The organism is Microcoleus sp. PH2017_28_MFU_U_A (assembly GCF_020738035.1).
Taxonomy (GTDB): domain Bacteria; phylum Cyanobacteriota; class Cyanobacteriia; order Cyanobacteriales; family Microcoleaceae; genus Microcoleus.
Genome location: NZ_JAEQCX010000029.1, coordinates 24650 through 51254 on the forward strand (window position 1 = coordinate 24650; position 26605 = coordinate 51254).

The 26605-nt window shown below is 45.1% G+C and carries 23 protein-coding genes; 13 read left to right on the top strand and 10 right to left on the bottom strand.

Annotated features, from left to right (window positions below; all coding sequences use genetic code 11):
• Positions 1-42 precede the first annotated feature (42 nt).
• From JGK14_RS04205 to JGK14_RS04235, 7 genes are all read left to right on the top strand, one after another.
• Positions 43-684, top strand: coding sequence for a Uma2 family endonuclease (locus tag JGK14_RS04205; RefSeq protein ID WP_293175444.1), 642 nt, complete (start codon positions 43-45; stop codon positions 682-684).
• Between the two features lie 429 nt (positions 685-1113).
• Positions 1114-1848: a glutathione peroxidase gene (locus JGK14_RS04210; protein WP_293175442.1), complete on the top strand. Its 735-nt coding sequence runs from the start codon at positions 1114-1116 to the stop codon at positions 1846-1848.
• Positions 1849-2044: 196 nt separating this feature from the next.
• Positions 2045-3016 carry a sodium-dependent bicarbonate transport family permease gene (locus JGK14_RS04215; protein WP_293153762.1) on the top strand — a complete coding sequence of 324 codons (972 nt, stop codon included), beginning with the start codon at positions 2045-2047 and terminating at the stop codon, positions 3014-3016.
• Between the two features lie 4 nt (positions 3017-3020).
• Entirely contained in the window at positions 3021-3329 is a 309-nt protein-coding gene (locus JGK14_RS04220) for a P-II family nitrogen regulator (RefSeq protein ID WP_293153759.1), read from the top strand.
• 839 nt (positions 3330-4168) lie between these two features.
• Positions 4169-5200, top strand: a complete 1032-nt coding sequence (gene gap, locus JGK14_RS04225) for a type I glyceraldehyde-3-phosphate dehydrogenase (protein WP_293175471.1) — start codon at positions 4169-4171, stop codon at positions 5198-5200.
• Positions 5201-5335: 135 nt separating this feature from the next.
• The gene (locus tag JGK14_RS04230) at positions 5336-5710 is read left to right on the top strand and encodes a DUF1823 family protein (protein WP_293189498.1); all 375 of its coding nucleotides are present in this window, start codon (positions 5336-5338) and stop codon (positions 5708-5710) included.
• Positions 5711-6172: 462 nt separating this feature from the next.
• Positions 6173-6868 carry a CsgG/HfaB family protein gene (locus tag JGK14_RS04235; RefSeq protein ID WP_293175438.1) on the top strand — a complete coding sequence of 232 codons (696 nt, stop codon included), beginning with the start codon at positions 6173-6175 and terminating at the stop codon, positions 6866-6868.
• 549 nt (positions 6869-7417) lie between these two features.
• On the opposite strand, the gene JGK14_RS04240 is transcribed toward JGK14_RS04235, so the two are convergent.
• Positions 7418-9787 (bottom strand): PP2C family protein-serine/threonine phosphatase, encoded by a 2370-nt coding sequence (locus JGK14_RS04240; RefSeq protein WP_293189497.1) that lies wholly within the window; start codon positions 9785-9787, stop codon positions 7418-7420.
• Positions 9788-10072: 285 nt separating this feature from the next.
• Between JGK14_RS04240 and JGK14_RS04245 the strand changes: the two genes are divergently transcribed.
• Positions 10073-10273, top strand: a complete 201-nt coding sequence (locus tag JGK14_RS04245; protein ID WP_293175434.1) for a hypothetical protein — start codon at positions 10073-10075, stop codon at positions 10271-10273.
• Positions 10274-10526: 253 nt separating this feature from the next.
• Positions 10527-10832: a hypothetical protein gene (locus tag JGK14_RS04250; RefSeq protein WP_293189496.1), complete on the top strand. Its 306-nt coding sequence runs from the start codon at positions 10527-10529 to the stop codon at positions 10830-10832.
• Between the two features lie 61 nt (positions 10833-10893).
• Here the strand turns inward: JGK14_RS04250 and JGK14_RS04255 are convergent, their stop codons facing one another.
• Together JGK14_RS04255 and JGK14_RS04260 are read right to left on the bottom strand one after the other, a co-directional pair.
• Positions 10894-12075, bottom strand: a complete 1182-nt coding sequence (locus tag JGK14_RS04255; protein ID WP_293175430.1) for an RNA-guided endonuclease InsQ/TnpB family protein — start codon at positions 12073-12075, stop codon at positions 10894-10896.
• A gap of 397 nt (positions 12076-12472) precedes the next feature.
• The gene (locus JGK14_RS04260; RefSeq protein WP_293175428.1) at positions 12473-12817 is read right to left on the bottom strand and encodes an NAD(P)H-quinone oxidoreductase subunit M; all 345 of its coding nucleotides are present in this window, start codon (positions 12815-12817) and stop codon (positions 12473-12475) included.
• Between the two features lie 343 nt (positions 12818-13160).
• Here JGK14_RS04260 and JGK14_RS04265 point away from each other — a divergent pair, with 343 nt between their 5' ends.
• The 3 genes from JGK14_RS04265 to JGK14_RS33975 are packed head-to-tail and all read left to right on the top strand — an operon-like array spanning position 13161 to position 14974.
• Positions 13161-14357 (top strand): AAA family ATPase, encoded by a 1197-nt coding sequence (locus tag JGK14_RS04265; protein WP_293325143.1) that lies wholly within the window; start codon positions 13161-13163, stop codon positions 14355-14357.
• Positions 14351-14731, top strand: a complete 381-nt coding sequence (locus tag JGK14_RS33970) for a DUF4276 family protein (protein WP_442921424.1) — start codon at positions 14351-14353, stop codon at positions 14729-14731. Before JGK14_RS04265 ends, JGK14_RS33970 begins: the two co-directional genes overlap by 7 nt.
• A 48-nt stretch (positions 14732-14779) precedes the next feature.
• Positions 14780-14974: a hypothetical protein gene (locus JGK14_RS33975; protein WP_442921425.1), complete on the top strand. Its 195-nt coding sequence runs from the start codon at positions 14780-14782 to the stop codon at positions 14972-14974.
• 245 nt (positions 14975-15219) lie between these two features.
• Here the strand turns inward: JGK14_RS33975 and JGK14_RS04275 are convergent, their stop codons facing one another.
• Positions 15220-16956 (bottom strand): pentapeptide repeat-containing protein, encoded by a 1737-nt coding sequence (locus tag JGK14_RS04275; RefSeq protein WP_325314799.1) that lies wholly within the window; start codon positions 16954-16956, stop codon positions 15220-15222.
• A 110-nt stretch (positions 16957-17066) separates the two neighbouring features.
• Here JGK14_RS04275 and JGK14_RS04280 point away from each other — a divergent pair, with 110 nt between their 5' ends.
• On the top strand, positions 17067-17852 hold the full coding sequence (locus JGK14_RS04280) for an ion transporter (RefSeq protein WP_293175420.1): 786 nt from the start codon (positions 17067-17069) through the stop codon (positions 17850-17852).
• Positions 17853-18028: 176 nt separating this feature from the next.
• On the opposite strand, the gene JGK14_RS04285 is transcribed toward JGK14_RS04280, so the two are convergent.
• From JGK14_RS04285 to JGK14_RS04310, 6 genes are all read right to left on the bottom strand, one after another.
• Complete coding sequence (locus JGK14_RS04285) at positions 18029-19405, bottom strand: sensor histidine kinase (RefSeq protein ID WP_293204398.1); 1377 nt, start codon at positions 19403-19405, stop codon at positions 18029-18031.
• Between the two features lie 113 nt (positions 19406-19518).
• The gene (locus JGK14_RS04290; RefSeq protein ID WP_293175416.1) at positions 19519-20874 is read right to left on the bottom strand and encodes a sensor histidine kinase; all 1356 of its coding nucleotides are present in this window, start codon (positions 20872-20874) and stop codon (positions 19519-19521) included.
• A gap of 781 nt (positions 20875-21655) precedes the next feature.
• Positions 21656-22222 (bottom strand): hypothetical protein, encoded by a 567-nt coding sequence (locus tag JGK14_RS04295; RefSeq protein ID WP_293204402.1) that lies wholly within the window; start codon positions 22220-22222, stop codon positions 21656-21658.
• Positions 22223-22356: 134 nt separating this feature from the next.
• Entirely contained in the window at positions 22357-23925 is a 1569-nt protein-coding gene (locus JGK14_RS04300) for a hypothetical protein (protein ID WP_293196586.1), read from the bottom strand.
• Positions 23926-24123: 198 nt separating this feature from the next.
• Positions 24124-25506, bottom strand: a complete 1383-nt coding sequence (locus JGK14_RS04305; protein WP_293189492.1) for an oligosaccharide flippase family protein — start codon at positions 25504-25506, stop codon at positions 24124-24126.
• A 265-nt stretch (positions 25507-25771) separates the two neighbouring features.
• Positions 25772-26560 (bottom strand): TIGR03943 family putative permease subunit, encoded by a 789-nt coding sequence (locus tag JGK14_RS04310; protein ID WP_293213684.1) that lies wholly within the window; start codon positions 26558-26560, stop codon positions 25772-25774.
• Positions 26561-26605 lie beyond the last annotated feature (45 nt).

Consider the following 26605-nt stretch of genomic DNA (forward strand, 5'->3'; position numbering starts at 1 on the left):
CCGTCTGCTAAAATTAGAACAACTTGTAAGGAGGTAATACTAATGCTGACAATCGAGCTAGATACATTACTTAAACAACAAGCACTCCAACGCCAAGATCCTGAAGAGCGCTACATCACGGATAGGGTGAACTGGGAAGAATACGATACAGTGCTAAATCGAATTGGAGATGCTGCGGGATATCGAGTTACTTATTTAGATGGGCTTTTAGAAATTATGTCACCTTCTCGTCGCCATGAAAATGGTAAAACTCGCATTGGGAATTTGCTGGAAATTTATTTTGTAGAAGCTGACATTGAATATTTCCCTTTTGGGTCTACAACTCTGCGGCAAGAGGAAAAAAGTGGCGGTACGGAACCGGATGAAGCTTACTGTATTGGCACAGATAAAGAATTTCCCGACTTGGTAATTGAAGTGATTGTTACCAGTGGCAGCATCAATAAACTAGAACTCTACAGAAGGTTGAATGTGCGAGAGGTTTGGTTCTGGCGAAATGAGAGATTTTCGATCTACCATTTGCGAGAAGAGATTCCGGTTGAGTTTGTATCAAACTGCGGTTATGAATTGATCGCAAACAGCGAATTGCTACCAGAACTTGATATCGAGATGTTGACAGAATGTGTCAAAAATCCTCACCCGCTAGCAGCAGCAAAGGCATGGAGGCGAAATTTGCGATCGAACTAAGGATCGCGAATTAAATAATTTACACATATTTGTGGGATGGGCGTCCCGCCCGTCCTTTCTGGACGGGCGGGACGCCCATCCCACAAGAACAATAAAAAATGTAAGTTATTTAATTTTCATTCCTAAACAGCAATTTTTCAATCTTATCCATGGGTGCATCTCACCTTTGAAGAGGGCGAAGCATGACCGCATATAAGTTATTAGTTATCATCCCATATTGACTACGGTCATGCTTCGCCCCTACAAACATATTTGCCAAAAGCCAGATGCACCCTGCTCGATCGCCAAGCTGTCGCAAAGACGAGCAACTGACTCGCGCGCACCCAGCAGTCCCAAGAAAAAACCCACTGCCCTTGACAAGTCATACTCGTTATGAGTACGCTATAACAAGCAAAGGAATTTAACCCAAGTACCGAAGGATTCAAAATCATGCTGACGAACCACGAAGGTCAAAGAGTACCCAAAGTCACGTTTCGCACTCGCAAGGACAACGAGTGGGTGGATGTCACCACCGATGATTTGTTTGCAGGCAAAACTGTAGCAGTGTTTTCTCTGCCGGGAGCTTTTACTCCCACTTGTTCGTCAACGCACCTCCCTGGCTACAACGAATTGGCCAAAGTTTTCAAAGCAAATGGCGTAGATGAAATCGTTTGTATTTCCGTCAACGACACTTTTGTAATGAACGAGTGGGCAAAAGACCAAGAATCAGACAATGTGACGTTAATTCCCGACGGTAACGGTGAGTTTACCGAAGGCATGGGAATGCTGGTAGATAAAACTGATTTAGGCTTTGGGAAGCGGTCTTGGCGTTATTCGATGGTAGTCAAAGATGGCTTGGTTGAAAAAATGTTTATTGAACCGGAGGAACCGGGCGACCCTTTCAAGGTTTCCGATGCCGAGACGATGCTGCACTACATCAACTCCGCAGCAGCTAAGCCGAAGGTAGTTTCGCTGTTTACAAAAATGGGCTGTCCTTTCTGCGCCAAGGCTAAGAAAATGCTGACTGAAAAGGGCTTGGATTATGAAGAAATCGTCTTGGGCCGGGATGTCACAACCCGATCGCTCCGGGCGGTGACTGGCGCTACAACCGTGCCGCAAGTGTTTATCGACGGCAAGTTGATCGGCGGTTCCGAAGCTCTAGAGTCTTATTTGGCAACTGCTTAGTTAGGGAAAAATACTTAGGCTGCGGGTTGGCAGCGCACACCTTACTCTGTTGTTGTAGGTGTACGCTGCCAACCTGCAACCGTCTTTAGGAATATATATCGCCATTCCCAGAGTTCGATCGCACCATTGATCCATTCTCGTGTAACAATTATTTGTGAAGTAATATTAAAAAAATCAGAAATGGGAGTGAACGATCGTGGATTTAAGCCTCGTAGCGTCAAATATCTTAAATCCACCAGTATTAGCATTTTTCATGGGAATGCTGGCGATTTTCCTAAAATCTGACTTAGAAATTCCTGCGCCCATCCCGAAACTGTTTTCGCTGTACCTGCTGTTTGCGATCGGATTTAAAGGCGGCGTCGAACTGTCCCGAAGCGGAATCAACCAGCAAGTCGCCCTGACAATCTTCGCAGCGATGCTGATGTCAGCGCTAGTACCAGTTTATACTTTCTTCATACTGAAGATCAAACTCGACTCCTACAATGCCGCGGCGATCGCAGCCACCTACGGTTCCATCAGCGCCGTCACCTTTATCACCGCAACTTCCTTCCTCAAAGAACTAGGAATCGACTTTGACGGTTACATGGTAGCAGCGCTAGCATTAATGGAATCCCCTGCAATTATCGTCGGTCTAATTCTGGTAAGTGTCTTCGGTGGAGAGGAAGGAAAACGCGAAATAGTTTGGTCAGAAGTGCTGCAAGAAGCCTTCCTCAACAGTTCAGTTTTTCTGCTAGTCGGCAGCCTCATTATGGGCATTCTGACAGGAGAACACGGTTGGGAAGTTATGAGTCCGTTTACTCAAGATTTGTTTTACGGGGTTCTGACTTTTTTCTTGCTAGACATGGGTCTGGTTGCTGCTAGCAGAATTAAAGATTTGCAAGAAACAGGAATTTTCCTGATCGCCTTTGCAATCCTAATTCCTATAGTTAATGCAGCAGTTGGTTTACTGATAGCAAAATTAATCGGAATGCCGCAGGGAGATAGCCTGTTATTTTCGGTATTGTGTGCGAGTGCTTCTTACATCGCAGTACCAGCAGCAATGCGGCTGACAGTTCCCGAAGCTAACCCCAGCCTTTACATTTCAACAGCCTTAGCAGTGACGTTTCCGTTTAACATCGTTGTAGGCATTCCCATGTATTTATACGCAATCAATATGTTTTGGATGTGAACTTATGGACGCAGTTAAAAGGATAGAAATTTTTGCGAACTCGGTGGAGCTCCCAAAGATTTTAGACGGTTTAGACAAAGCTGGCGTCCCTGGTTATTCGGTGATTCGCGGTGTCGCCGGCAAAACCACTAGGGGACGCAAATCGGACGATTTAGCAATGAGTATGCTGGATAATATTTATGTGCTGGCTTTCTGCGAGCCCGATAAAATATCGGCAGTTGCAGAAAATATTAGACCGGTGCTAAATAAGTTTGGTGGGGCTTGTTTTATTTCGGATGCAGTGGAATTGCTCACTACTAAGTGCGTTGGGTAGTCAGTTGACTGTTGACTGTTGACTGTTGACTGTTGACTGTTGACTGTTGACTGTAGTCAGTAGTTATTAGTAAGTAGTTACTGATTATTGGCAGATATAGTCTTTGTCAAAAAGATGAGGTACGTTGTTGGGCTTGGGCCCTATACGTCTAAGCGGTTATACAAGCCGCCAGTCATACCTCATTTTTCTGAGAATCGCTATATTCAAAAATAACAAATAACAATTGCCAACTGCCAACTACCAACTGTCATTAGAAACCCGGTTTATTTAATAAACCGGGTTTCTGAATATATAGCCTTTCTCAAAAAGATGAGGTATAACTGACAGCCCACATAACTCTTAAACTAAGAGGGCTGAAGCCCAACAACATACCTCATTTTTCTGAGAACCGCTATATAGCCTTTCTCTGAAAAGTGAGGTGCCCATTTTGCGATCGAAAGCTTGATACTATAAGGGTTGCAGCATACCTCGGCATACCTCATCTTTCTGAGAAACGCTATATAGCCATTTCACATTATCAAAATCGGCCATTGCTCCTACATAAAATCGGATTGAGCTTTTACATAAGTTTTTTTTAATTAATTTAGAGTAATTTAATCAACGATAATGTGATAAAAATCTGTGTTGATTATAGCAATTTTACAATTTTAAAATCATCAGCGATCGGTCATTAGCCAGCGGTCATTTCAGGATTAATTGCATTTCGCCGCCCGCACCAAATTCAGAATTCTTAAGATATAGAAAAGAATCAGTAGCCCAAATCCGTTAGCGTGGTAAATTCTAAGCCACAACAGGCTATCGCGCGATCGACTAGCGATATTTTCAATAGGAGTTTAAACATGGCTGCATTAAAAGTCGGCATCAACGGATTTGGTCGCATCGGACGGCTAGTCATGCGTGCCGGCATCAAAAACCCGAACATCGAATTTGTCGGTATTAACGACTTAGTTTCGCCAGAAAACCTGGCTTATCTTTTCAAATACGACTCTACCCACGGTATTTATGACGGCGAAGTTGAAGGGAAACCAGACGGGATTGTCGTTGACGGACGTTTTATTCCCTGCACTTCGATTAGAAATCCGACTGAATTGCCTTGGGGTAAAGCTGGTGCGGATTATGTTGTAGAATCTACCGGATTGTTTACTGATTTTGACGGCGGTTCAAAACATTTGACGGCGGGAGCAAAACGAGTAATACTTTCCGCACCGACTAAAGATCCAGAAAAAGTTCCAACTTTTCTAGTAGGCGTCAACCACCACAAATTTGACCCGGCCACAGATACTGTTGTTTCTAATGCTAGCTGCACTACTAATTGTCTAGCACCAATTGCCAAAGTTATTAATGATAATTTTGGTTTGGAAGAAGGTTTGATGACGACTGTTCACGCGATGACTTCTACTCAGCCAACTGTAGACGGGCCCAGCCAAAAAGATTGGCGGGGAGGACGCGGTGCGGCTCAAAATATTATTCCTTCTTCGACTGGTGCGGCGAAAGCTGTTAGTTTGGTGTTGCCGGAATTGAAGGGAAAATTGACGGGTATGGCTTTGCGTGTGCCGACTCCAGATGTGTCTGTGGTTGACCTTACTTTCAAAACGGGGAAGGAAACTAGCTATAAAGAAATTTGCGAAGCTATGAAGAAAGCTTCTCTTGGCGAACTGAAAGGTATTCTTGGATATACTGAGGATGCGGTGGTTTCGACGGATTTTCAGGGCGATGCCCGATCGAGCATTTTTGATGCAGGTGCGGGTATTGAACTGAATTCTAAGTTTTTTAAGGTCGTTTCCTGGTATGACAACGAGTGGGGTTATTCTAACCGCGTCATTGATTTGATGATCTCGATGGCCGAGAAGGACGGAATTTTGGGTAAGTAGTATTGTAGGGTGGTTCGGCGGGGCGATCGAATGCGAACACGAATAAATCGAGATTTTCCCGCGCCGAACCTACCATCTGGGTAGACCGCCATGGGTTAAATTGTTGTTATTGTCGATCGCACTCCAACTCGAATTATGTCTGAACTGCCACCGCTGAACAACGAAACTATTTGGGCTATCCTCAACGAAGAAATGGACGATGCTGCTGTCAACCAATTAGTTTGGCTGTATCTAGGCTACCGCTTTGATGCGGAGACTGGTAAGTGGAATAGCGCTGATGTTGCTAGCGAGTGGCGCGAAGATTATCCGGAACCGCCGGATTTTATTGATTCTAGGCCTGCGACGGTGAAATTGACGCGATCGACTCTTCCAGAAAACAAGCAGTTGCTGAAGGAAAAATTGGGATTTAAGGGCTATAAGATTGGGGAATTCGGGCCGAGACAGACTCGCAGGGCGACGATGGCTAATTGGTTGATGGGTTTTTTGGAGGCTGGGGCTTCATTCAGTTGACAGTTGACAGTTGACAGTTGACAGTTGACAGTTGACATGGAAGTCCGAGGATTGGAGTAATGAATCGTCTTCTTTTAATTTTTCCCCGATCGGGCTTCGGGCTTTAAACCAATTCTTTCTGGTAATAAATAAGAATTAAATAACTTATAATTTTAATGATTGTGGGATGGGCGTCCCGCCCGTTCTTTATAGACGGGCGGCACGCCCATCCCACAAGCTTGTGTAAATTATTTAATTCGCGATCCTAAGAAAGTATCGAATATTAGGGATTGAAACATTGATCAAAGTCTTGCTCAGTTTCTATTTTTATCTGCCGTTAATTAACAAAAATTAAAGATTTTTAGCGTCAGAATAAAGTAAAACCCGATCGCCCACACCAACATTAATCACCCGCAACCCTGACATCCGGCGGTTCCGTGCACTATTCTAGAGTCGGAACAAAACCATTGTGAGGAAAGCTTTATGAAAACAACCACCATATCTCGCTTAACCAGCATTTCCCTAGCTACGCTCATGCTAGTCGGCGTTTCAGTAAATGCGATCGCCACACCAGCCAACATCAAACCCGCAACCCAACTAGCCCAAGCTACCGCCAAAAAGCGCCTCGTCGTCATGGACTTCGACTACGGCACCACCAACAGCTATTACAGTTCCTACAGAGGAGTCGGCGCAGCCAAAGGCATCAGCGAACTGCTAATCAACGAACTCGTTAACAATGGCACTTACACAGTAGTCGATCGCAGCAAACTCGAACAAGTCCTCAAACAAGAAAATCGCAGCGGTTCAATGGATGCCGGCACCGCAGCCGAAATTGGCAAAAAACTAGGAGTTGACGCCGTACTCATCGGCACCATTACCAAGTTTAATATCGACAAACAATCCGGCGGCGGCAGTTTCATGGGTATCGGTGGCGGTTCCCAAAAAACCAAAGCTACTGTGCAAATAGACGTGCGGTTAATCGGAACAGCTTCCGGAGATATTCTGGCCACGGCAAAAGCACTAGGAGAAGCAGATCAAAGCGATTCGAGTTTTTCTGTCAGAGGCGTTGGCGGCAATTCCGGGAGTAGCAATGAAGATGGACTTTTGAGCGCAGCAGTTGACAAAGCCGTAGCCCAAATGGTAACTAAACTTGCAGAAGTCTCTAAGAAATTAGGATAAGAAGTTTAAAAGTATTTTAGATTTTAGATTTGGCATAATTAAATCTAAAATCTAAAATCTAAAATTATTTCATATCATGTCGGTTCAATTGCCTGTTAGAAAGTTTTTTCGCTCGCTGGGGGCGCTTTATAGATATTGTGGATATCAATGAAAGATTGTTAGTGAAATCGGCTCGATCCATGTAATATTTATTGGTAACTTCATCAAATCTGCTCAACACATAGCTTTTCTCACTCTCCATGAAGTATGACAATTTTTGTGACTGGTTGATAGTACGAAGAGCGTCTTTATCTCCAGAAAACTGACAAAGCTAACAGGCACAAGGAATTACGAATTACCAATTACTATTTAGCATTACCGTCGAACACCTCATCTTTTAGAAAAAGATTACCAAGAAGAATGGGTTTAAAGCCTCCTCCTTTTAGGTGGGAAATAAAACAAAATTATTCACTATTTCAATCCTCTTCCTTTTATGGAGAGGTAGCCCTCAAGCTGTCAACTGTCAACTGTCAACTGTCAACTGTCAACTGAAACTCCAGCCTTAACAGTTTAATTAGTTTTGGGATTTGAGTCAGAAGCAACAGCGCATTTCCCCTGTTGATTCGGGTTGGGACTCGGATTAGTTGCTATCTGAGAAACAGCATCTTGTTCTTGAATCCATCCGATTTCCCCCGCTTGCAATTTGGCGCTTTCTACTCCCACTGTTGGTTTAACCGTGGGAGATGGCGAGGAACTTGCTACCGCCGGAGATGGCGAGGAACTTGCTACCGCCGGAGATGGCGAGGAACTTGCTACCGCCGGAGATGGACTGACTGCTGGTGTTGAAACATTAGAAAAATCCTTATTTAACTTGGGCTTGGGAGAGTTCGATCGCCCTATTTCAGGAATAGAACAAACTTTCAATTCCAGCCAGTTGCCTTGAGGCGTAAGCTGTTTGTTTGTTACCTGCAAAATGCTGCCCGCGGGGACTGTTCCCTTAATGGGCGAGTCACCGATGGCGACTCGCAAATTCAAGCGATCGCCCAATGGATCCAATTCCCCAGTCCCAGAACTTTTAATCTCTATAAACGTGCCTTTTTCTAAAGACTTGCTCGCAGTAGGTGCAGATTCAACTATTTTCCCCGACCCGTTTATAGGATTAGTTAAACGGCGTTTACCGAAAAGCGACTCCCCGGCAGTATCGATCGCCCGACCCACCGGAGGAATGAAAAAATAAGCAAATACACCCCCCAAACCCAACAAAAATACTATTTTTACCAGCAGCGTAAATAGACTTTTGCCTTTGTCGGGCGATCGTACTAACTGCGTTTTCACTTCAGAATTCGTATCGCTAAGGCTGGGGCTTTCCGTCAAATCGGTTGGCATATCCTCGCTGTCAGCAATTAGTTCCATCGGCACTTCTAAAGGTGCGACAGACAATTCTGTCAAAGTATTGCTTTCTTCCCTCAAATGTGCTTGACAGTGAATCAAAGCTACAGTGACATTATCGTGACCGTTTCTAGTATTAGCAATCTCGATCAGTCGATCGCGCGCCTTCGCCACAGTAATGCTACCGTCGAGAATCGGCAAAATCTCCTCTTCCCAACATTGCTCAACCCGGTCTTTATCGCTCAAACCGTCGGAGCACAGCAGCAAAACGCAATCCTCATCCACCGGAAAACGTTGCACCGTCGGGTGCAGAGTGTTGGAAGAAGTAATGCCCAAAGCTTGAATCAGAGCTCCGGCGGCCACTTGTTCCAAAGCATCCCGATAGAGGGAGTAGCCCAAACGTACCTCGCGGCAAGCCACATCGTCATCGAGAGTAACTTGATAGCAGCCGGTGCGGGTAATCCAGTAAGCCCGACTGTCTCCCACGTGGGCGACATAGAGCTCGTGAATGTGCGCTAAAGCCATCACCAGGGTAGTACCCATGCGCTGGCGGCCTTGGCGGTGTTCCGTGTCGTTGCGACCCGCTATTTTGTCGTTAGCAGCACAAGCTGCCCGTTCCAGCTTGGAAGTCAGGCTCAGCGGGTCCCAATTAGCTTGATGCAGGGGCATTTGCAGCAACTTGTCCCGCAGCACAGTAATCGCCAATTCCGAAGCGACTTCGCCGCCGTCTTGTCCGCCGATACCGTCACAGACGATCGCACAAGCTTCCGATCCCGGAATTCCGGCAAACACCGTACCATCGGGCGGATAGCAAGCATCTTCGTTGTGAGCCCGCGCTCTACCGACATCCGTGCCCGTGGCAATTTCCACAGTCCGATCGTAAAATCGGCCGCATTTTGCCAAAGCTTTATCCAATTGGCCCATCAGTTGTTCGCCGTGGCGCACTTGACCGGCCACCATTTGCTGGCAAAGCTGTCGCAAAAAATTGGCGATTGCGGGGTGAGCATCATCGATCCACTGCTGCCACAATTTGCCCAATTGCGACAAACTAGGCGGTTTGGGATCGGGCTGCAATTCCAAAAACCGAACTAATTGCCCTTCCACCCGTAGCAGTTCCGGAGTCAGCAGCGTCGCAGCCACGCCCTGAGCGATAAACGGCTGCCAAACTTTGGCAATTTGCCACAGCCAATTGAGCTGTCGCATGGCGGCGGCCCCTTTCCAGGTGTCCGCCAATTCCGGCATTAATGATTCCGTCACCTTTAAAATAGGTGCGTTTTCCAGCAGCCAGATATCTCCCGAGAGCTTGCTGAGCCGGGACGATACCAGTCCGTATACTTGAGGTACGTGCAACTGATAGGCAAACAGTCTCAGATAAGGAGCGATCGAACTCGGAATCTCTTCGGGCATTTCCGGCAACTGTTCCGGTTGAGTATCGACAAGAAGTCGATCGCGCTTGAGCAAATAGCGACCCGCGATCAGATCGCCCGGCTTACAAGCTTTGATCCCTTCACCTACAGCCCACAAATAGTGTTTTGGCACAGAGTTTTGCATAAGGGTTCCTGACGCCTTTGGGCCCAGTGCTGATCTGAACTATTCTAGCGCTTGAACCTCGATGGGTTGATACGTGGCGATTATTTTACACCCCCGCTTTCTCAGCACGCGGGGACTCTTAAGACTTTACAGTGCTAATCTCCTGATTTTTCAGGTTCCTAGGCTCACCAAGCTAGCACTTTTCGGTGCTCTGTGATTTCTCCAGATAATGTTTTAGGCGTGACTTTCCCCCAGTCCAGCAGTTAGTTTTAATGTCTTGTACTGACAAAAACAGTCTACCATTTTGTGGGCGCTCGGATAAATCTGGCGATCGGCTTTCATAGCTTGACTCAGGCGCGACGGAACCGAAGTCAGGAAGCTGAAGGGCGCGATGTTTTTAGCATATTCCCGATCGTGCCAATGGACGAAGCAATCGCGACTTTGAGCGGGAATAGAGACTTTGAACTGACTGTAATGCTAGGATGCAGGTACGTAGAAGTCCCCTGAGCCAGCAGGTATAAATAAGTATCAATTCTCACTTTTGTCGCGAAGGGCGATCGGTGCCTAGTGCCTGAGTTTCGCCTGTCTAGTTAAATTTAACGTTACCCGCATACCGATGCCAGCCCCCGACAGGAGTCGCAAGCAGCACAAAAAATTAGATATTAGTTCAAGCCCCCAGATTCATCTGTGGTATCAATCTAAAATCTAAAATCTCAAATTTAAAATCGATCGGCCTCTGCAAGCTGTTGAGTTACTAACCATGCCCGTACAAGAGTCCAGTACCATTCCCGAGAATTTGCCCGATCCGAAGCTGCTCCCGACCGTCGAGGTAGACGAAATGCTGACTAAGATTAAGCATTCTCACGGTTTTTATTACCAAGTGATGAATCTTGAGGTATGGGCGCTGGTGGAAACCTTGGATGGGCTATTTCCGGGCGCTTGGGGTCAGTTTATGACCAACCGCCAAGTTGCGGTAAAACAGTTTTTGCAGCGCGATCCCAATTGTGCGGTAACTCCCAAGAAGAGCGGGAAAGACGCAGAAACGGTGGGGAGTGAGGAAGATTGATCTATTGACAACTCCCCTGCCTTGCAGCTTGGGGATTCTTGGTTCATCAGGATAGCTCATGCTACTTGCCCTCCCCAAAATTCACTGCGATGTGTCCCACCGCTGTATATCCACGTTGCAAAACCACTTGCGCGGCTGCTACATCTCGATTCGTTTCAAACCCACACTCAGGGCATTTGTGCATCCGTTCAGACAGTTCCTTCTTGCCTGTGTGCGTCTGGCATCTAGGACAAGTTTGACTTGTTCCATTAGGATTGACCTTAGCAAAGTATGCACCCCTCTTGAAACAAACATGATTCAAGAGGTTGAGGAACTGTCCAAACCCTGCATCCAGAGTGTGCTTGCGGAGCATTCCGGCTGACATCGCTTTGAGATTCAAGTCCTCAGCAAACACAGTCTGCGCTTGGTCGCATAGATGATGAGCGGTTTTGAAATGAAAGTCCTTGCGGCTATTCGAGATGTATTCGTGATGATTAGCAATTTGATGTTGGAGTTGACGAAATTTTCTAGAACCCTTTTTCTTGCGCGACCGTTGACGTTGCAGCAATTTCAGCTTGCGTTGTCCATCCACAAAGAATCGAGGTCTATCAATCAACTCACCATCAGACGTTGCTAGAAAATGTTCCAACCCCAAATCAATGCCTAGTCCGTGACCTGATGGTGAAACTTGAGGGACTTCGACATCGCACTGCAACGTGAGCATCGCATAGTAGCCAGATGCGCGTTTCACAACACGAATTTGCTTGACCTCAAAGCCATCAGGAATGGGACGCGACAAGTGCATTTTGACCAAACCAATCTTAGGAAGATTGACCCAATCCTCACCATCGAATCGTTTCACGGATTCTAAATTCAGTTGCGGAAAGACAAACGATCTCATCCTTTTTTTGAATCTAGGGAAACCGTGACCCCGTTCCCACATTGCGACAAACGCTGCTTCGAGTTGACGCAACACTTGCTGCAAGACATGGGTATGAGGCAGCTTCAATTCAGGGATTGATTTCTTTGCCTCGAAGAGTGTTTTGCACTGACGAGCAAAAGTGGGTCGGGGTGCATCATTCGTGATGATGTACTCCTGCTTGATGCTGCATGAATCAACATCGCACTTACGGGAGTTAACCCAATCTTTTCGCTCACGCAATGCAAAGTTGTAGACCTTGCGGCAAATATCAAGCCACTGGTCGAAGGTTTCGCGCTGCGCGTCGGTCGGAATGAGTTTGTACTCGTAGGTTAAATTCAGCATAAAACCATTCTAGCCTTCCTCTGAATAAACGGATATGTATTTATTCAGAATCCTCGATGAAGCTTTTGATTCTGCTTGACTAAGACTTGAAAGCCGTCCAGGAAGGACGGGGCTTGTACCCATTTCTTCGGTCAATCGATTTTAGATTTTAGATTGAAGAATTTTAGATTGAAGCATTGACCCCACGGATAAATTCGGGGGGCAAGTTTCATCGGATACAGGTTTTTTATTTCTCCACGGATGAATCCGGGGGCTTGTATCCTGGATGATTTCGGTCAGTTGTCGGTTGTCAGTTGTCAGTTGTCAGTTGTCATTAGTCAGCAGTCATTAGTCATTAGGAAGAAGGAAGAGGGAAGATTTTTTTAATCTCCCCGTCTCCCCGTCTCCCCGTCTCCCCTTAGAGGTGAATTTTGGCATCAACTTGAGGAAGTCCCATGCTGTAGTTGACAGCGCGGCTGTTGAGGTTGTAGCTGATTTGGCCTTTTTGTAAGAACGATCGCACCAAGTGTTCCAATTCCGAACCGATGCGGCGGAGGTTGTATTCCGTCAAGTCTTCGCCCTCGTAGGAGTCTACGAGTTGGTCAAATTTGGCATATACCTGTTTGACTGACTCGTCGTTCCAGTTGAGTTCGTTATCTGGGTCAATGTCGATCGTCAAAAGGTCGTTGCTGGGTACGAGTTCGTTGTCTTCGAGGATGGCGGTGTATATGCGAATATGGCGGGTGGTGGACTTGAGCTGCATGAGTTCTTATGTGTAAAGATTTTTTCCTGAACCTATTGTAATGGCACAGAGATGCGCGAAGGACTGGGATGACGAGGATTGAACCGCGAAGACGTGTTAGGCTTGCGCCGCGCGTAAGCACTCTTGTCGCGAAGGAAGAGAGAGGGGAAGAGGGGGAAAGGGGGGAAGGGCGATCGTATTTTCATGTTCGCAGTCAGGTTCGTAGTGAGGACTTCAGTCCTTCTATTTTTAAGGACTTCAGTCCTTACTACAAACATTTTAGTTTTGAGACTTACTTAATTCAACACTAAAAACGAAAGCATTCGCAATGTATAATAGTTGAGAATTCGCCTAGGAGGACAAGGTGGAAGGCAAGAAATTTATTCACTCCCTGCAACTGCAAAACTTCCTTTCCTATGGAAGTGAGGGGGAAACAATTGAACTGCAACCATTAAACGTGTTGATCGGTACTAACGCATCGGGCAAGTCTAACTTAATCGAAGCGATGGGAGTGTTGAAGGCAACACCTACAGACTTACCTGCTCCGATCCGTCAAGGCGGAGGCATCAGCGATTTTTTGTGGAAAGGTGAAAAAGGTATTCCTACAGCAAAAATTGAGGCTATTTTAGATTACCCAGAACGAGCGATGCCACTGCGCTATCAGATTAGTTTTACCACATCCGGTCAGAGACTTGAGGTAGTGGACGAAGCTATAGAAGATATGGAACCGCGCTATAGTTCAGAAAGCGAGCCATTTTTTTATTACCGTCATAATAATTGGGGACGCCCAGTTATCAACGTTACAGAGGACAACGAGCAAACAAGAAAGTTGCGGACTCTGCGGCGAGAAGACATCATTCCCGATCAATCAATCTTATCTCAAAGAAAAGATCCAGAACAATATCCAGAGCTATCATATCTGGGTAATACATTTTCCCAAATAGGTTTATATCGTAACTGGCAGACAGGGAGAGATTCAGTATCGAGAAAAGCTCAACAAACTGATTTGCCGGAACATCCACTTTTAGAAGATGGTGGCAACTTAGGACTGGTTTTAAACAACTTACAGTATCAATTAGGAAGCAGGCAGATTATTGAAAAATTAAAAATATTTTACGATGCAGCCGAAGAACTGAGTATCAAGATTTATGGCGGTACTGTCCAGATATTTATCCGCGAAACCGGATTGATTCAGCCAATTCCCGCAACCCGTTTATCAGACGGTACGCTGCGTTATTTATTCTTAATAGCTTTACTCCTAGATCCAACTCCACCGCCACTTATCTGTATTGAAGAACCGGAGATTGGCTTGCATCCCGACATTTTGCCTGCGATTGCTGAAATGCTAATCGAAGCTTCACAGCGCACGCAATTGATTGTGACAACTCATTCCGATGCTTTAGTGTCGGCGCTGAGTCCTGAGTCTGTGTTAATATGCGATCGAGATGATAGAGGAAGTCACCTGAGGCGTCTCGATCCAGAACGACTAAAAAAATGGCTTGAGAATTACAGTTTGGGAGACCTCTGGCGGATGGGAGAAATCGGGGGAAACCGATGGTAAAGGAGGTTCGCATTTACATCGAAGGTGGCGGCGATGGCAAGAATACAAAGCAATTGCTCCGACAAGGATTTAGCAGTTTTTTCAAAGAACTGGTGCAGGTTGCCCAAAGCAAGAAAATCAAGTGGCAGATCATTCTCTGCGGTTCTAGGAATCATGCTTTCAGGAATTTTAAGAATGCTTTGGAAGATCACCCAAATGCCTTTGTCATCCTTTTAGTTGACTCAGAAGCACCTGTAAAGCAGTCGCCTTGGGAGCATTTGAAGTCGAGGGATAATTGGGATTCGCCTGGGGTGGATGACACTCATTGCTATCTGATGGTTCAAGCGATGGAAGCTTGGTTGATTGCTGATATTGATACTTTGAAAAGATTTTAGGGGCAGGGATTTAAAGAAAATGCGATTCCTAAAAATAGGAATGTAGAGATGATTGAAAAGGATTTGTTAGAACCAAGTATGAAAGCAGCTACCCGCGACACAAAATCGAAAGGCGAATATCAAAAGATACAGCACGCTTCCAAGCTGTTAGAAATGTTGGATGCTGAGAAAGTTCGCAAGGCTTCTTCAGAGTGCGATCGTATTTTTAGAATTCTCACCAAACTAATGGAACAAGACAAATAGAGCGACTTACGCGCTCAGGCCAGAAACCGGGTTTTTTCGAGATATTTCGTTTCAGCCCGCAGATTCGGCAAAAAACCCGGTTTCTCAGAGTCGCAGTGCTTAAATCCAGTACAGGGGCCAGAAACCGGGTTTTTTCGCGAAAATATGGGTTTGGGGCGACAGATTCGGCAAAAAACCCGGTTTCTTTAGTCGCAATGCGTCACTCCAGAAATATAAGGATTGAAGTTTTTATTACACACATTAATTTATTTGCGAGTTCTCTTGTAAGTTCTGCCGTCTGGCATAATTGCGCCCGTTAGTTTTGCACCTTCCATCTTTGCTCCTGTTAAGTTTGCTCCCGCCAAATTAGCCTCCTTCAGATTAGCTTTCTCTAGGTTTGCCATTGTCAAGTTTGCCCCGCGCAAGTCTGCTGAAGTTAGATCGGCTTCACTCAAATTGACACCACTCAAGCTAGTTCCACATAGATTGAACCACCTTAAGTTTTGCCCGCTCAAGTTGATGCTATCTAGGGTTAATCCGACCAAACTTACCCCAATAAGATTAACACCTCTCAGGTCAAGACCTCTGAGGTTAGCTCTCTTCAAGTTAGCTCCAACAAAGCTTACACCTGTGAGGTTAGCGACCTTCAAGTTAACGTTCGTAAGGTCTACTCCCATAAAACTTACACCTGTCAATTCAACGCCTGTCAGATTAGTAGCACTTAGGCTTGCGTTGTTTAGATTTGATTTGCTTAAATCTGCTCCTGCCAAATTAGCACTATTTAGATTGGCAGAAGTTAGGTTAGCACTATTTAGATTGGTAGCAGTTAGGTTAGCAGCCGCAAAATTTGCCCCTGTTAAGTTTGCTCCACTGAGATTTGCCCCTGTGAGGTTTGCTCCTGTGAAGTTTGCATCGCTTAATATTGCTTGACGGAGATTCGCTTGAATCAGTTTTGCATACTCCAATTTTGCCTTAGTTAGATTCGCACTGCTTAACTTTGCCTCTATCAAATCAGCTTGTTGCAGATTGGTTGAGCTTAAGTTTGACTCTTGCAGGTTAGCTCCAATCAAGTTTGCCTTGACTAGGTTGGCATTACTCAGGTTGGCATTACTCAGGTTTGCTTGACTGAAACTAATGGGAGATTCCAGAATTTTTCCGCTCAAATCCACTCCTGCTAAGTTAACGCCTGTAAAATCTCGTTCTCCGTCTCTACACCGCCGCCAAAATTCCTCAGCAGTCAGTGCCGGTTCCTGACTTTCTTGAACTGAACTATCTACATCCCCATCTACTTCCACATTATCCGCATTCACAGGATTAGCAACAGACTCTCCCGCAGCCACTTCCTGCAATTGCTTATCCACCCGATCGCAAAAACGCCTCAAAACCTCAGCATCATCAACCTTCCCACCAGCATTCGAGCTTTTATCAACCGCATTCTCAACATGATACTTGTCCACAAAACTTTGCAATCCAGCATTATATCCTTGTCCTACAGCCTGAAATCTCCATTCACCATTCTTTCTGTACAAACGTCCAAACTCTAAAGCCGTTTCTTGCAAAAAAACCTCTTTTAAATTATACCGAACCAGTTCGCTACCAGTCTTGAGATTGTAAAGCCGGATAAACGAATTTCTGACTTGACTAAAATTTTGATTATTTGCCTGTCCCTCGTGAATGGTAACAACAAACACAATTTCCTCAACAGCAGCATCGATCAGACTCAAATCCACATAAACCGTCTCGTCATCTCCCTCGATTTGTCCCGTTGTGTTGTCTCCCGAATGCCGCACCGCGCCGTCTGGCGATGTCAAATTGTTGTAAAATACAAAATATTTTTCATCGGGAATTCGACCGTCAGCGCCTAACATGAAAACAGATGCGTCAATGTCGTAGTTTTGTGCTGTCTGGCTGACTTGCCAACCCAGGGCGATCGCAACTTTATTGAAATCAGGAGCTTCCTTAGAAAGATTAAATCTGTCACCCTTCGTTAATTCGATAGTCATCTTCAATAATTACCTGATATTTGAAATTAGCGCTTTAAATATTTTAAGCTATTAGTTAGAGAGGATACAACAATATTGTGTCCCTACCCAGCCTACAATACAGATTATTTATGTTAAACCGGAAACAAATTGCATTTTATCTAGAAGATATTGAAACGCCCACAGGGAGAACCGTTAGTTTAATTATTACCGGACTAATTCTCCTCTCTTCCGCCAGCTTTATCGCTGAAACTTATCCGATTTCCCAATCCGTTAGAATCAAATTACAAACTCTCGACACCGCCCTTTTAGTTGTTTTTGCTGTCGAGTATTTACTGCGACTTTGGTGCGCTGACTATAAAATTAAGTTTATTTTTAGTTTTTTCTCTATCGTCGATTTGCTGGTGATTTTACCATTCTTTTTTGGATTTGTCAATGTCAGTTTTATTCGGATTTTTCGCTGGTTTAGAATTCTTAGACTCATCCGCTTTCTGGAATTGAAAAATTCTGTTTTTCGCATCAGCAGCGAAGATGGAGTGATTTTTTCCAGAATTCTGTTTACTTTGCTGGCGATAATTTTTGTTTATTCTGGTTTGATTTATCAAGTTGAACATCCCGAAAATCCTGAAGGTTTTGGGACTTTTTTGGACGCTGTTTATTTCTCGGTTGTGACGATGACTACGGTGGGATTCGGTGATGTTACTCCGATTTCGGAATCTGGTCGTTTTCTGACTATTTTGATGATTGTGACGGGGATTGCTCTGATTCCTTGGCAATTGGGGGATTTGATCAAGCAGTTAGTTAAAAGTGCTAATCAGGTAGAAACTGTTTGTACGGGTTGCGGTTGGTCTGTACATGATGCTAATGCTAAATTCTGTAAAATATGCGGCACTCAGTTAGATAATGGTAAGAGGTAATTGCGAATGGGGCATTGGGCATTGGGCATTGGGCATTGGGCATTGGGCATTGGGCATTGGGCATTGGGCATTGGGCATTGGTTATTAGAACCAACCAATAACTAATAACTCATAACCAATAACCAATAACCAATAACCAATAACTAATAACTAATAACTAATAACTAATAACTTCTTTAAGCTAAGGGTAACAAGATTTCAAATTCGGTACCGGTGCCTAATTGCGATCGCATTCTGAAGGCGCCGCCGTGTTTGCCGGTCACTATTTGATAGCTAACGGCTAAGCTCGTTTCTTTGAGGGCGCGTTTTTCGGTAGAGAATGATTCTAAGATTTTATTGTACTTGTTAGGTGACATTCCTGGGCCGTTATCTGCTATGCGAATCGAAACCCAGCGAACGTGTAATTTATCCAAATCACTCGCAGGTTCGGGACAGCAGACTTGAGTTGTGATTTCAATTTGAGGCTGGCGCTCGAAGTCTTTTATTACTCCACCTTTGAACTCTTTCGCCAATTCTTGACCGACTGCTTCGTTAATTAATGTATTAATAGAATTGGTCAAGATATTCATAAATACTTGGTTTAGCTGTCCTGCATAGCACTGAACTGGCGGCAGGTATCCGTAGTTTTTGACTACTCTGATTTCCCTGGTCAAACGACTTTTGAGCAGCAAAAGTATGCTATCTATGTTGGCGTGCAAGTCGGCTGGTTTGGGATAAACATCGTCGATGTGGCAAAAGTTTTGCAAACTGCTTGCTAATTTCCTCAAACGTTCGGCTCCGGCTTTGATGCTGGTAACTGTTCGGAGGAAATCGTTTTGCAAAAAGTCATAGTCTATATCTTCTTTTAGCTGTGCTATTTCTGGCGGGGGATTGGTACAGTGCGCGTCGTAAACTGAGAGCAACTGCATTAAGTTTTTGCTGTATTCGCTGATGTAGGTTAAATTGCCCCAAATGAAGCCTACCGGATCTAAAATTTCGTGGGCTACTCCGGTGACTAAACGACCTAAGCTGGCCATTTTTTCGCTTTGAATCATTTGAGTTTGGGCTCTTTCGTAGCGGACTTGAGTTTCTATGCCACGAATTTGCCAGTAGGCGATGTTTAGTGCGTGAGGATCTAAGAGCCGGTAAGATTGGGAGTCGATTTGGACTACGATTGGTTCTGACTGCAATTCGGGCGATCGACGCAGAGCTTGTTGAGCCGCTGCCAAAATGGTTGTACTCTCTGCAAGCAATAATATTTCGACGCGAGCGTAACTGTAGAGAACCTTCAGCGGTAAGTGCAAAAATAGCTCGGGGCCTTGGGGTTTGAGCAAATATTCCAGCAGTTGTCTGCGGGATATCATCCCGACCAATTTTCCTGCTTCTATCAATACGGCTCCCGGGATTGGGCGATTCTGTTCAAAGATTTCGGCAACTACTACGGCCAAGCAGCTCGATTTAACCTGAAATTGATACAGGGGCAAATCTTGGAGGGTAGACTCTAGGGAAAGATCTTGATGGCTGCCTTCGGAGAGTGAAGGGCCGAGGAGTTTGGGACTTAATGTATTTGCCACTGAAACTTTTAGTTGCCGAAACACGCTCTTAAAGCAAAATGAGGACTTAACTACTAAGCTAGCCGATCGCGCTTAACTTGGATGGCCGAACCTGAAGGCTGTTCTTGAGTTAATCATGTTTTGCCAACGATCGGCAGGAGTATTTCAAATTCGGTGTGCTGGCCGGGCTGCGATCGCAATTTTAGTTTGCCGCCGTGCTTTTCTGTGATGATTTGATGGCTGATTGCCAGCCCCATACCGCTGCCTTTGCCTGCTGGTTTAGTGGTAAAAAATGTGTCAAATATGTGCTGCTGATTTTCTGGGGTAACGCCGGGCCCGTTATCGGCGATCCCAATGGCGGCCCACTTGCCCTCTGCGGTTTCTACCACTTTAGTCGTAATTTGGATTTGGGGCTGCCAGTTATCCGCGCACTCTGTATCTAGTTCGCGATCGGCTGCATACTCTGTCACGGCGTCTAGAGCGTTAACTAACAAATTCAAAAACACCTGACTCAATTGACCCGAGTAACCGTTAACTAGCGGCAGTTCGCCGTATTTTCTTACCACTTCTATGCCATTTTTAAAGCGATTTTTCAGAATTAACATTGTAATCTCCACGCATTCGTGAATGTCTATTTCTACTGGCTTTGTCTCATCCATGTGAGAGAAGTGGTGCAAACCGTTGACTATTTTTAGTAATTGTGAGGCTCCCCACTTCATGCCTTCTAAGGTGACTGGCAAATCTTCTTGTAAAAAATCAAATTCTATTTCTTCTTTGAGGGCATCAATTCGGGGACACGGTTCCGGATATTCTGCTTCATAAACCGAGATTAGCTGAAGCAAGTTTTCAAAATAGGACAGCAGAAAAGTAAAATTTCCCCAAATACAGTTGAGCGGATTTCTAATTTCGTGGGCTACACCTGCTACAATCCTCCCCAGACTCGCCATCTTTTCGGTTTGGATAAGTTTGGCTTGGGTTTGTTCGTGGAGCAATTTATTTGTCAATTGATGAATTATTGATTGAGCAACCATTAATTGGTGTACGTCTAACAGTCTGTAGGTCTGGGGTGCCACTTCGACTACTACAGGTTCGTAAACTAATTCTACTGATCTGTAAAGCGATTCCTGGGCGGCTTCTACTATTAATTTACTGCTAGGAAGCACCAGTAGCTCTTGCCTGGAAAATCTGTACAATACCTCTATCGGTCGCTTGAAAAACATTTCTAACCCGTAGCGACGGTTAACTTTTTCAAAAAATTGACGCCTGGATATGATGCCGACAAAAGTACCCATATTTGTCAACATGACACCTGGAAGCATGGAATTTTCTTCAAAAGCCTGGGCTACTTCTTTTGCCTGTTGAGTTAATTCTATTTGGCAGTTGTAGAGAGGCAAGTCGAGGAGAGTTGATTCTAAGGAGATGTTCCAAGTACAAATTGCAGGTATGTGTAACACTGATAACTCCGAGCTAATCTGATGCACAGCCAACATAGATGAAACTCCTGTTAAATTTTGTATGATGGATAACTTTAGTTGCTATTTATTGGTAACTGGTAATTGGTGGTGGGTAATTATTAATTTAAAAAATTACAGCAGCACCGGATGGGAAAACTCGATCGCCCTGGCATTGTCTGCTATAGCAATCCTAAATCATTTGCATAATTTTTGTAGGGGATCTTTAAGATCCCGGTTGCCCGATAGATAGGGGGTATGCACGGGGGCACTACCCCTACAAATTTATCTGAATCATTTAGGATTGCTATAAAGATTTGGTTTCTGAATCAATGTTAAACGATCGAAGCTTTTGTGGAACTTACGGAGCTTTGTTATTAACTTTTTACCATGATATACCATGCGATCGCCTGTTTTGGGAAATCTTAAAAAATCATTAAGGCACTTTGGTTATGCGTTATACCATTTTTGGGTGATGGTAGGGAATTGGAGAGCAGCGATAGCGGGCAATTGGTGAATATACGGGCATGGATCGAGGGATCTAGGGGGCGGATGGCGATCGTCCAATCCGCGCCCTAAGGGCAAAGGTAAAATCGGAATCAGCCAGAAGCAAGAAGCAATCGAATGCAAGGGTTTCAGGAATTAAGAAAGTCCTAACCGTCGGGCGTTGCTGCCCTACCACTCTAAATAAATGCAACTTTAGGGAACTTCCCAACTCCGATTACCGTCTTACTACCGTTTATTTTTTGCAATTTACAATCTGCAATCTGCAATCTGCAATCTGCAATCTAAAATCTAAAATCTAAAATCTAAAATCCTCTCAGGGTTCCACCTCGGGCCAGAGGCGTTCTAGCTGATAGCGCCAAGCGCCGAGAGTCTGTTCGCGAGACTCTCGCCCGAGTTCCATTTCGCCCATCAATCCCTCTGCGTAAAAACGGTCTAAAGTCTGAAGGGTGGTTTCTATGGATTGTCCCTGCATCTTGGCAGCTTTGATGATTTGACGGATGCGGCTTTCGATTAAACCGCCGAAAAAGTCGGACAAACCTTGTTCTTGCAAAGCTAGCAGTCTGGTGATGGCGGCCGAGAAATCGGCGGCGGCGAGTGTAGCGCAACTGTGCTGAAACACTCCCCACAAAACGTTTTGATGTATGGCGTAGCGAGTTTCGAGGGTGGTGTCAAAGTTAGCTTCTAGCAGTTTCTCGAAAAACGGTTGAGCTTCTTGGGCATCGGCGATGGGTAGCAAAATCCGCAACCAACTTCCGTCTTCTGAAAGCAGGACTAAAAGCCGAAATTTAGGGGTTTGGACTTGCCAAGAAGTGGCAGCAGGCGTCTCAATATTTTCGCCAAATAAGTCTTTAAGGGTATTACTAATTTCTTCGGGAGTCATGGTAATTTTAGATTTTAGCTTTGAGATTGTAGGCTGGGGAGTTCTTTTTAAAGTTTTTGATGTTTACCACATACTTCAAGTATGGCTTAGTATCAAGTCAATCTAAAATCTAAAATCTAAAATCTAAAATCTGTTTACGGGAGCCAGCGGGGGTGATAGCCGGCAAAGGGAAGTTCTTCTGGCTGTACTTTTGCGGGAGAGTTGTCTGCGGGTATTTCTAATAAGGGTAGCAGCCAGAGGCGACTGGTGGCGATCGACTGTCCGCTATCGTTGCGGGGAGTGTCTGCTGCTGTGGGTTTTGCTGTTGTGACTGATTGGTCGAAAATTAATGCCAGCCCGTCGGGAGATAAACTGATTTGGGTATCTAGTTGGTTTGGCAAAACCAGCAGCGGTTTGATGGTTCCTACCAAACGAGTGCCCTCTTTTTTGAGGTCGATGGCGGCGATGAAAGGCTGTTCTTTGTAGCTTGCGGTTTTGAGGCGTTCGGCTAGCAAGCAGTAGAGACGCTGGAATTGGTTGTCTTTGTCTTTGCGCGGATCGAAATAAACGGCGATGATGCTACCGGGAATCCGCAGTATTTCTTGTTCTGCGCCTTGGTTGTCTAAAATAAAGAGCGATCGAGTGTAGTCGCTGTTGTATTTAACGTAGGCGGCGGCGGAGTTGTCGCGGGCCATCCCCAATACTTGTTCGTATTTCGGCAAAAATTCTACTGGATCTGCTTCTGGTTTGAGGGGGACGATCGCTAATCCTTGTTTTTGAGATATTACCATCGATTTGCTGTCGGGGCGAATCATAAAATCTCCGCCTTGTTGGTTCTCCAAGGGTTTGGGCGCGACTTTTTCTTCCAAAATCCAAGGACTGAAATCGCCGGGATTGCGGCGGTTGACGCGCTGGATAATGATGATTTTTCCGTCGGCTGAGAGGTCGAATTTGAGGTTTTGGTAGTCTTTGGAGTCTAAGAGTTTGTCGATTCTACCTGCTGGTTGTGCTGGTTGGGCTTGGGATCCGGGGGATTGTGGATTGAGGCCGGTGGTGACTGTAAATAGTTCTTGATTTAGGGTGCCGCCTGTGCGGGCGATCGATCGATCTGTGGCTGAGAATAAAATTCGATCGCCCTCGGGATACGGTTTAAAATCGGTGACAACTAAATCTTTGGGAGTCAGCGGTATCGGTTTCGAGTTGCTGCTGCTGAGATTGACTAGCATTAATCTGCTTTCTGTTTCGCCTTGAACGCCGATGTAAACAAAAGCTCGATCGCGGCTGCGGAAGGAACTGCTAAACGGTTGAATTGGCGTTCCTTTGTTTTGGTTGTTTTCTCCAAAATACTTGTCGGTGGCGCCGGCGAGTTTTAAGGTGTAGGTAACACCGTAGGGTGCTGGATCTTTGAGGGTGTAGGCCATGCGCCTGCCGGCCCAACTGAATTTACCTGGGAGGGGCGGTTCTAGTTTTAAGTTTTCCTCGACGGTGGAGTGGTTCATCGGCCGAAAGAAGTTGAGAATAAAGCCGGTATCTGCGGCGCCGATTTGTTTGTTCTCCCAAGTAAAATCTCGCACTCTGGGCGCTGTGCGATCGCCACTCAGCAGCAGCAGTCCCATTAAGACGCTCAGCAGTAGGATGAGGAAAATCGCTACCTGGTCGATCGGCTGTTTGAATTGCCCAATAGCGAAGGATGAAGGATTAATTTTTTTGTTAAAAATACTCACAAATGTTTCTCTCCTTTTCCTGCTGTAAAATTAACCGCCCATTTTTTCTATTTCATTCAGGCCAGGACGCGCTTCCAACTCTTAGAAAGCTATTTTTTTCACCAACAGTAATGGCTGCTACTTCTTTTTGGTTAGAAAAAACTCATTTTTGAAAGTTGTGGTGTGTCTTGGACTGAATAAAATAGACCTATGAAAAATCTACCTATATTTAAATATGTCATGAGTTCGTACCAGATCCTCGGGTGATATTTTATCGATAGGTAGTCCGCCACCCAGAGACTTTCTCACCAAAAGTATGATTGCTAGTGTCCCTAAAAACATTGCTGTCAACTTCATGTCCTCCCAAAAACAAGTTAGCCCTTCTTTCCTAAGACCGTAGGTAACTACTAAATAAGTAGGAATGTCACCGACAGCTACAGCAATCACAGCACCTAAATTACCCATAAAATGATATCCTACTGGGATGCCGATAGCGATACTCAAGAAAGTTGCCAGATTGCCCATAGCTGCGTACTGAGATTTTCCGATAGCTAACAAACAAGAACCCATCAAATTGTGGATAGTCGTGTGCCAAATACCTAAAGCCAAGATTGGCATCATCCAAGATGCTGCCATATACTCTTTCCTGTACAGTGTTAAAATTATCTGATCTCCAAAGCTCACAAAAATTGCTAAGCCTAGGGCTAAAGGGATCAGAATCAAGTTGCGGTTTTTGAGAATTTTGGCGCGCAATTCCTCGCGAGGTAAGTCTGCTAGCATCGAAATCGAGGGAAAAATTACCCTACCTGCGAGGGCGATCATTACTTGACGGGGCATATCGCCGAGGGTAAAAGCAATGCCGTAAATGCCCAACATTGTTAAACTAAATATTTTTCCGAGAACTAGGCGATCGGCTTGAGAACACAGAAAATATAAAATTGTAGACAAAAATATCCATTTTCCATACGAAAATATTTCTTTAACTGCCTCTCGCTCCCAAGCAAAGCGGTTTTTATGACCGCGAATCAAAAAATGGCTCCATACTAATTCCACTACAGAGCCTACGAAACCCCCTGCGAGGATAGCCCAGATACTGCGATCGAACCATGCCCAAACAATCATGACTGTAGTAGAAATGACCTGTATGGCCAATTCAAACATTACTACGTTCTTAACTGTCATTTTGCGTTCGAGAATGGATACGGAAGTAGATTTAAATCCTCCTATGAGAGTAGTTAGACTTATGACCGGAATCAACCACAGGAGACGGGGTTCTCCATAAAAAGTAGCGACTGGCCAGGTGATTAAAATTAAACAAAACCAAATAAAAACACTGCGAATAACTTGCATTGTCCAAGCGGTGTTGAGAAATTCTGGTTCTTCTCCACGCTTGTTTTGGATGATACTTGGGCCAAGACCTATGTCTGTAAATAGGTGGACACCTGTGATAAAAACGTAGGCTAGACCCATTAGACCAAATAGTTCTGGTAACAGCAGGCGCGTCAGGATTAGGTTGCTGCCGAATCGGATAATTTGACTGCTTCCATAGCTGGCGATCGTCCAGAAAGCACCTTTAAGCGCTAATTTTTTTTCAGATGACATATTCAGATGACATATAGGGAGAACTTATTTTCTAATTACGAGTCTAGTTGCTGAATTTCCTGTTGGCAACTGCTACAGGATGTTGCTGCTACTTTTATAGCTGACTTTACTTGATGTTAATTGTCCTACGGAGGACGGGCTCTTCTGGCCCATGCCACAATCTCAAATACAACAGATTTCAAGTCGCGAGATTAAAGTTGCCCACTGGCGGGATGCCCATCTCGCGATCGCCAAGGTAAAATTTAATCTCCAACTTGCTGGCTGTCTAATAATCATAAGGGTTTTTAGGCTCGGGAATCGATCGGAGGGAGGATGCTTGAATAATTAATTTGCGCTTGCCTTGCAGTTCTTCTACGATCGTCTCTCCTTCTATTTCTAGCCAACTGTCTGGGGCGAAGGCGGTGCGACTTTGACCGATCGCTAATTTGACCGGCAACCCGATCGGATAGGCGTCCGCCGCGCAGCAGGTAATGATAAAACGCCCGATCCACATATATTGTTCTGCTACGTTGGGCGGGTGAATCACAAATCCTTGAACCTTGACTTTTTGACCTCTATATGTATCAGGTTCGGGATTGAAATTTAACAGCCGCACCCATTCGATGAGCGATCGCCTTTCGGGTTTTGTAGTATTGCGAAATTCTTGGGGTTGCAGTCTGGTGATGGGCAGGGATTCGGTGAGGCCTCGTTCGAGTGCTGTCTGGCTGGTAAATGTGCGTGGCGTTACCGCTAAACCGATCAATGCGACGCTCAACATTAAGGTGCTGCCGATACTGGGGGGAAATAAAGTAATGTGTTCAACTTCTGTACTTCTGAGAGATTTATTTGCTGGCGATGTCCGGGATTGCTTTTTGGCGCGATCGACCTTTAAGAGTTCCCAAGTTTTTAACCCGCCAATAATCATTAAGCCGATTCCTCCCGCTACAGTCAACCCAAAGTAATTCGGGTGAATGAGAATGCTTAATTTCCCGGTGATCCAATATTTGAGGAGTAATATTCCCCACGCTAAGATAGCTAGGGCGTCCAGCCAGGGGCTAATTTTCTTGAAATTCATTTTTTAAGAGTCATTAGTCATTGGTCATTAGTCATTAGTCATTGG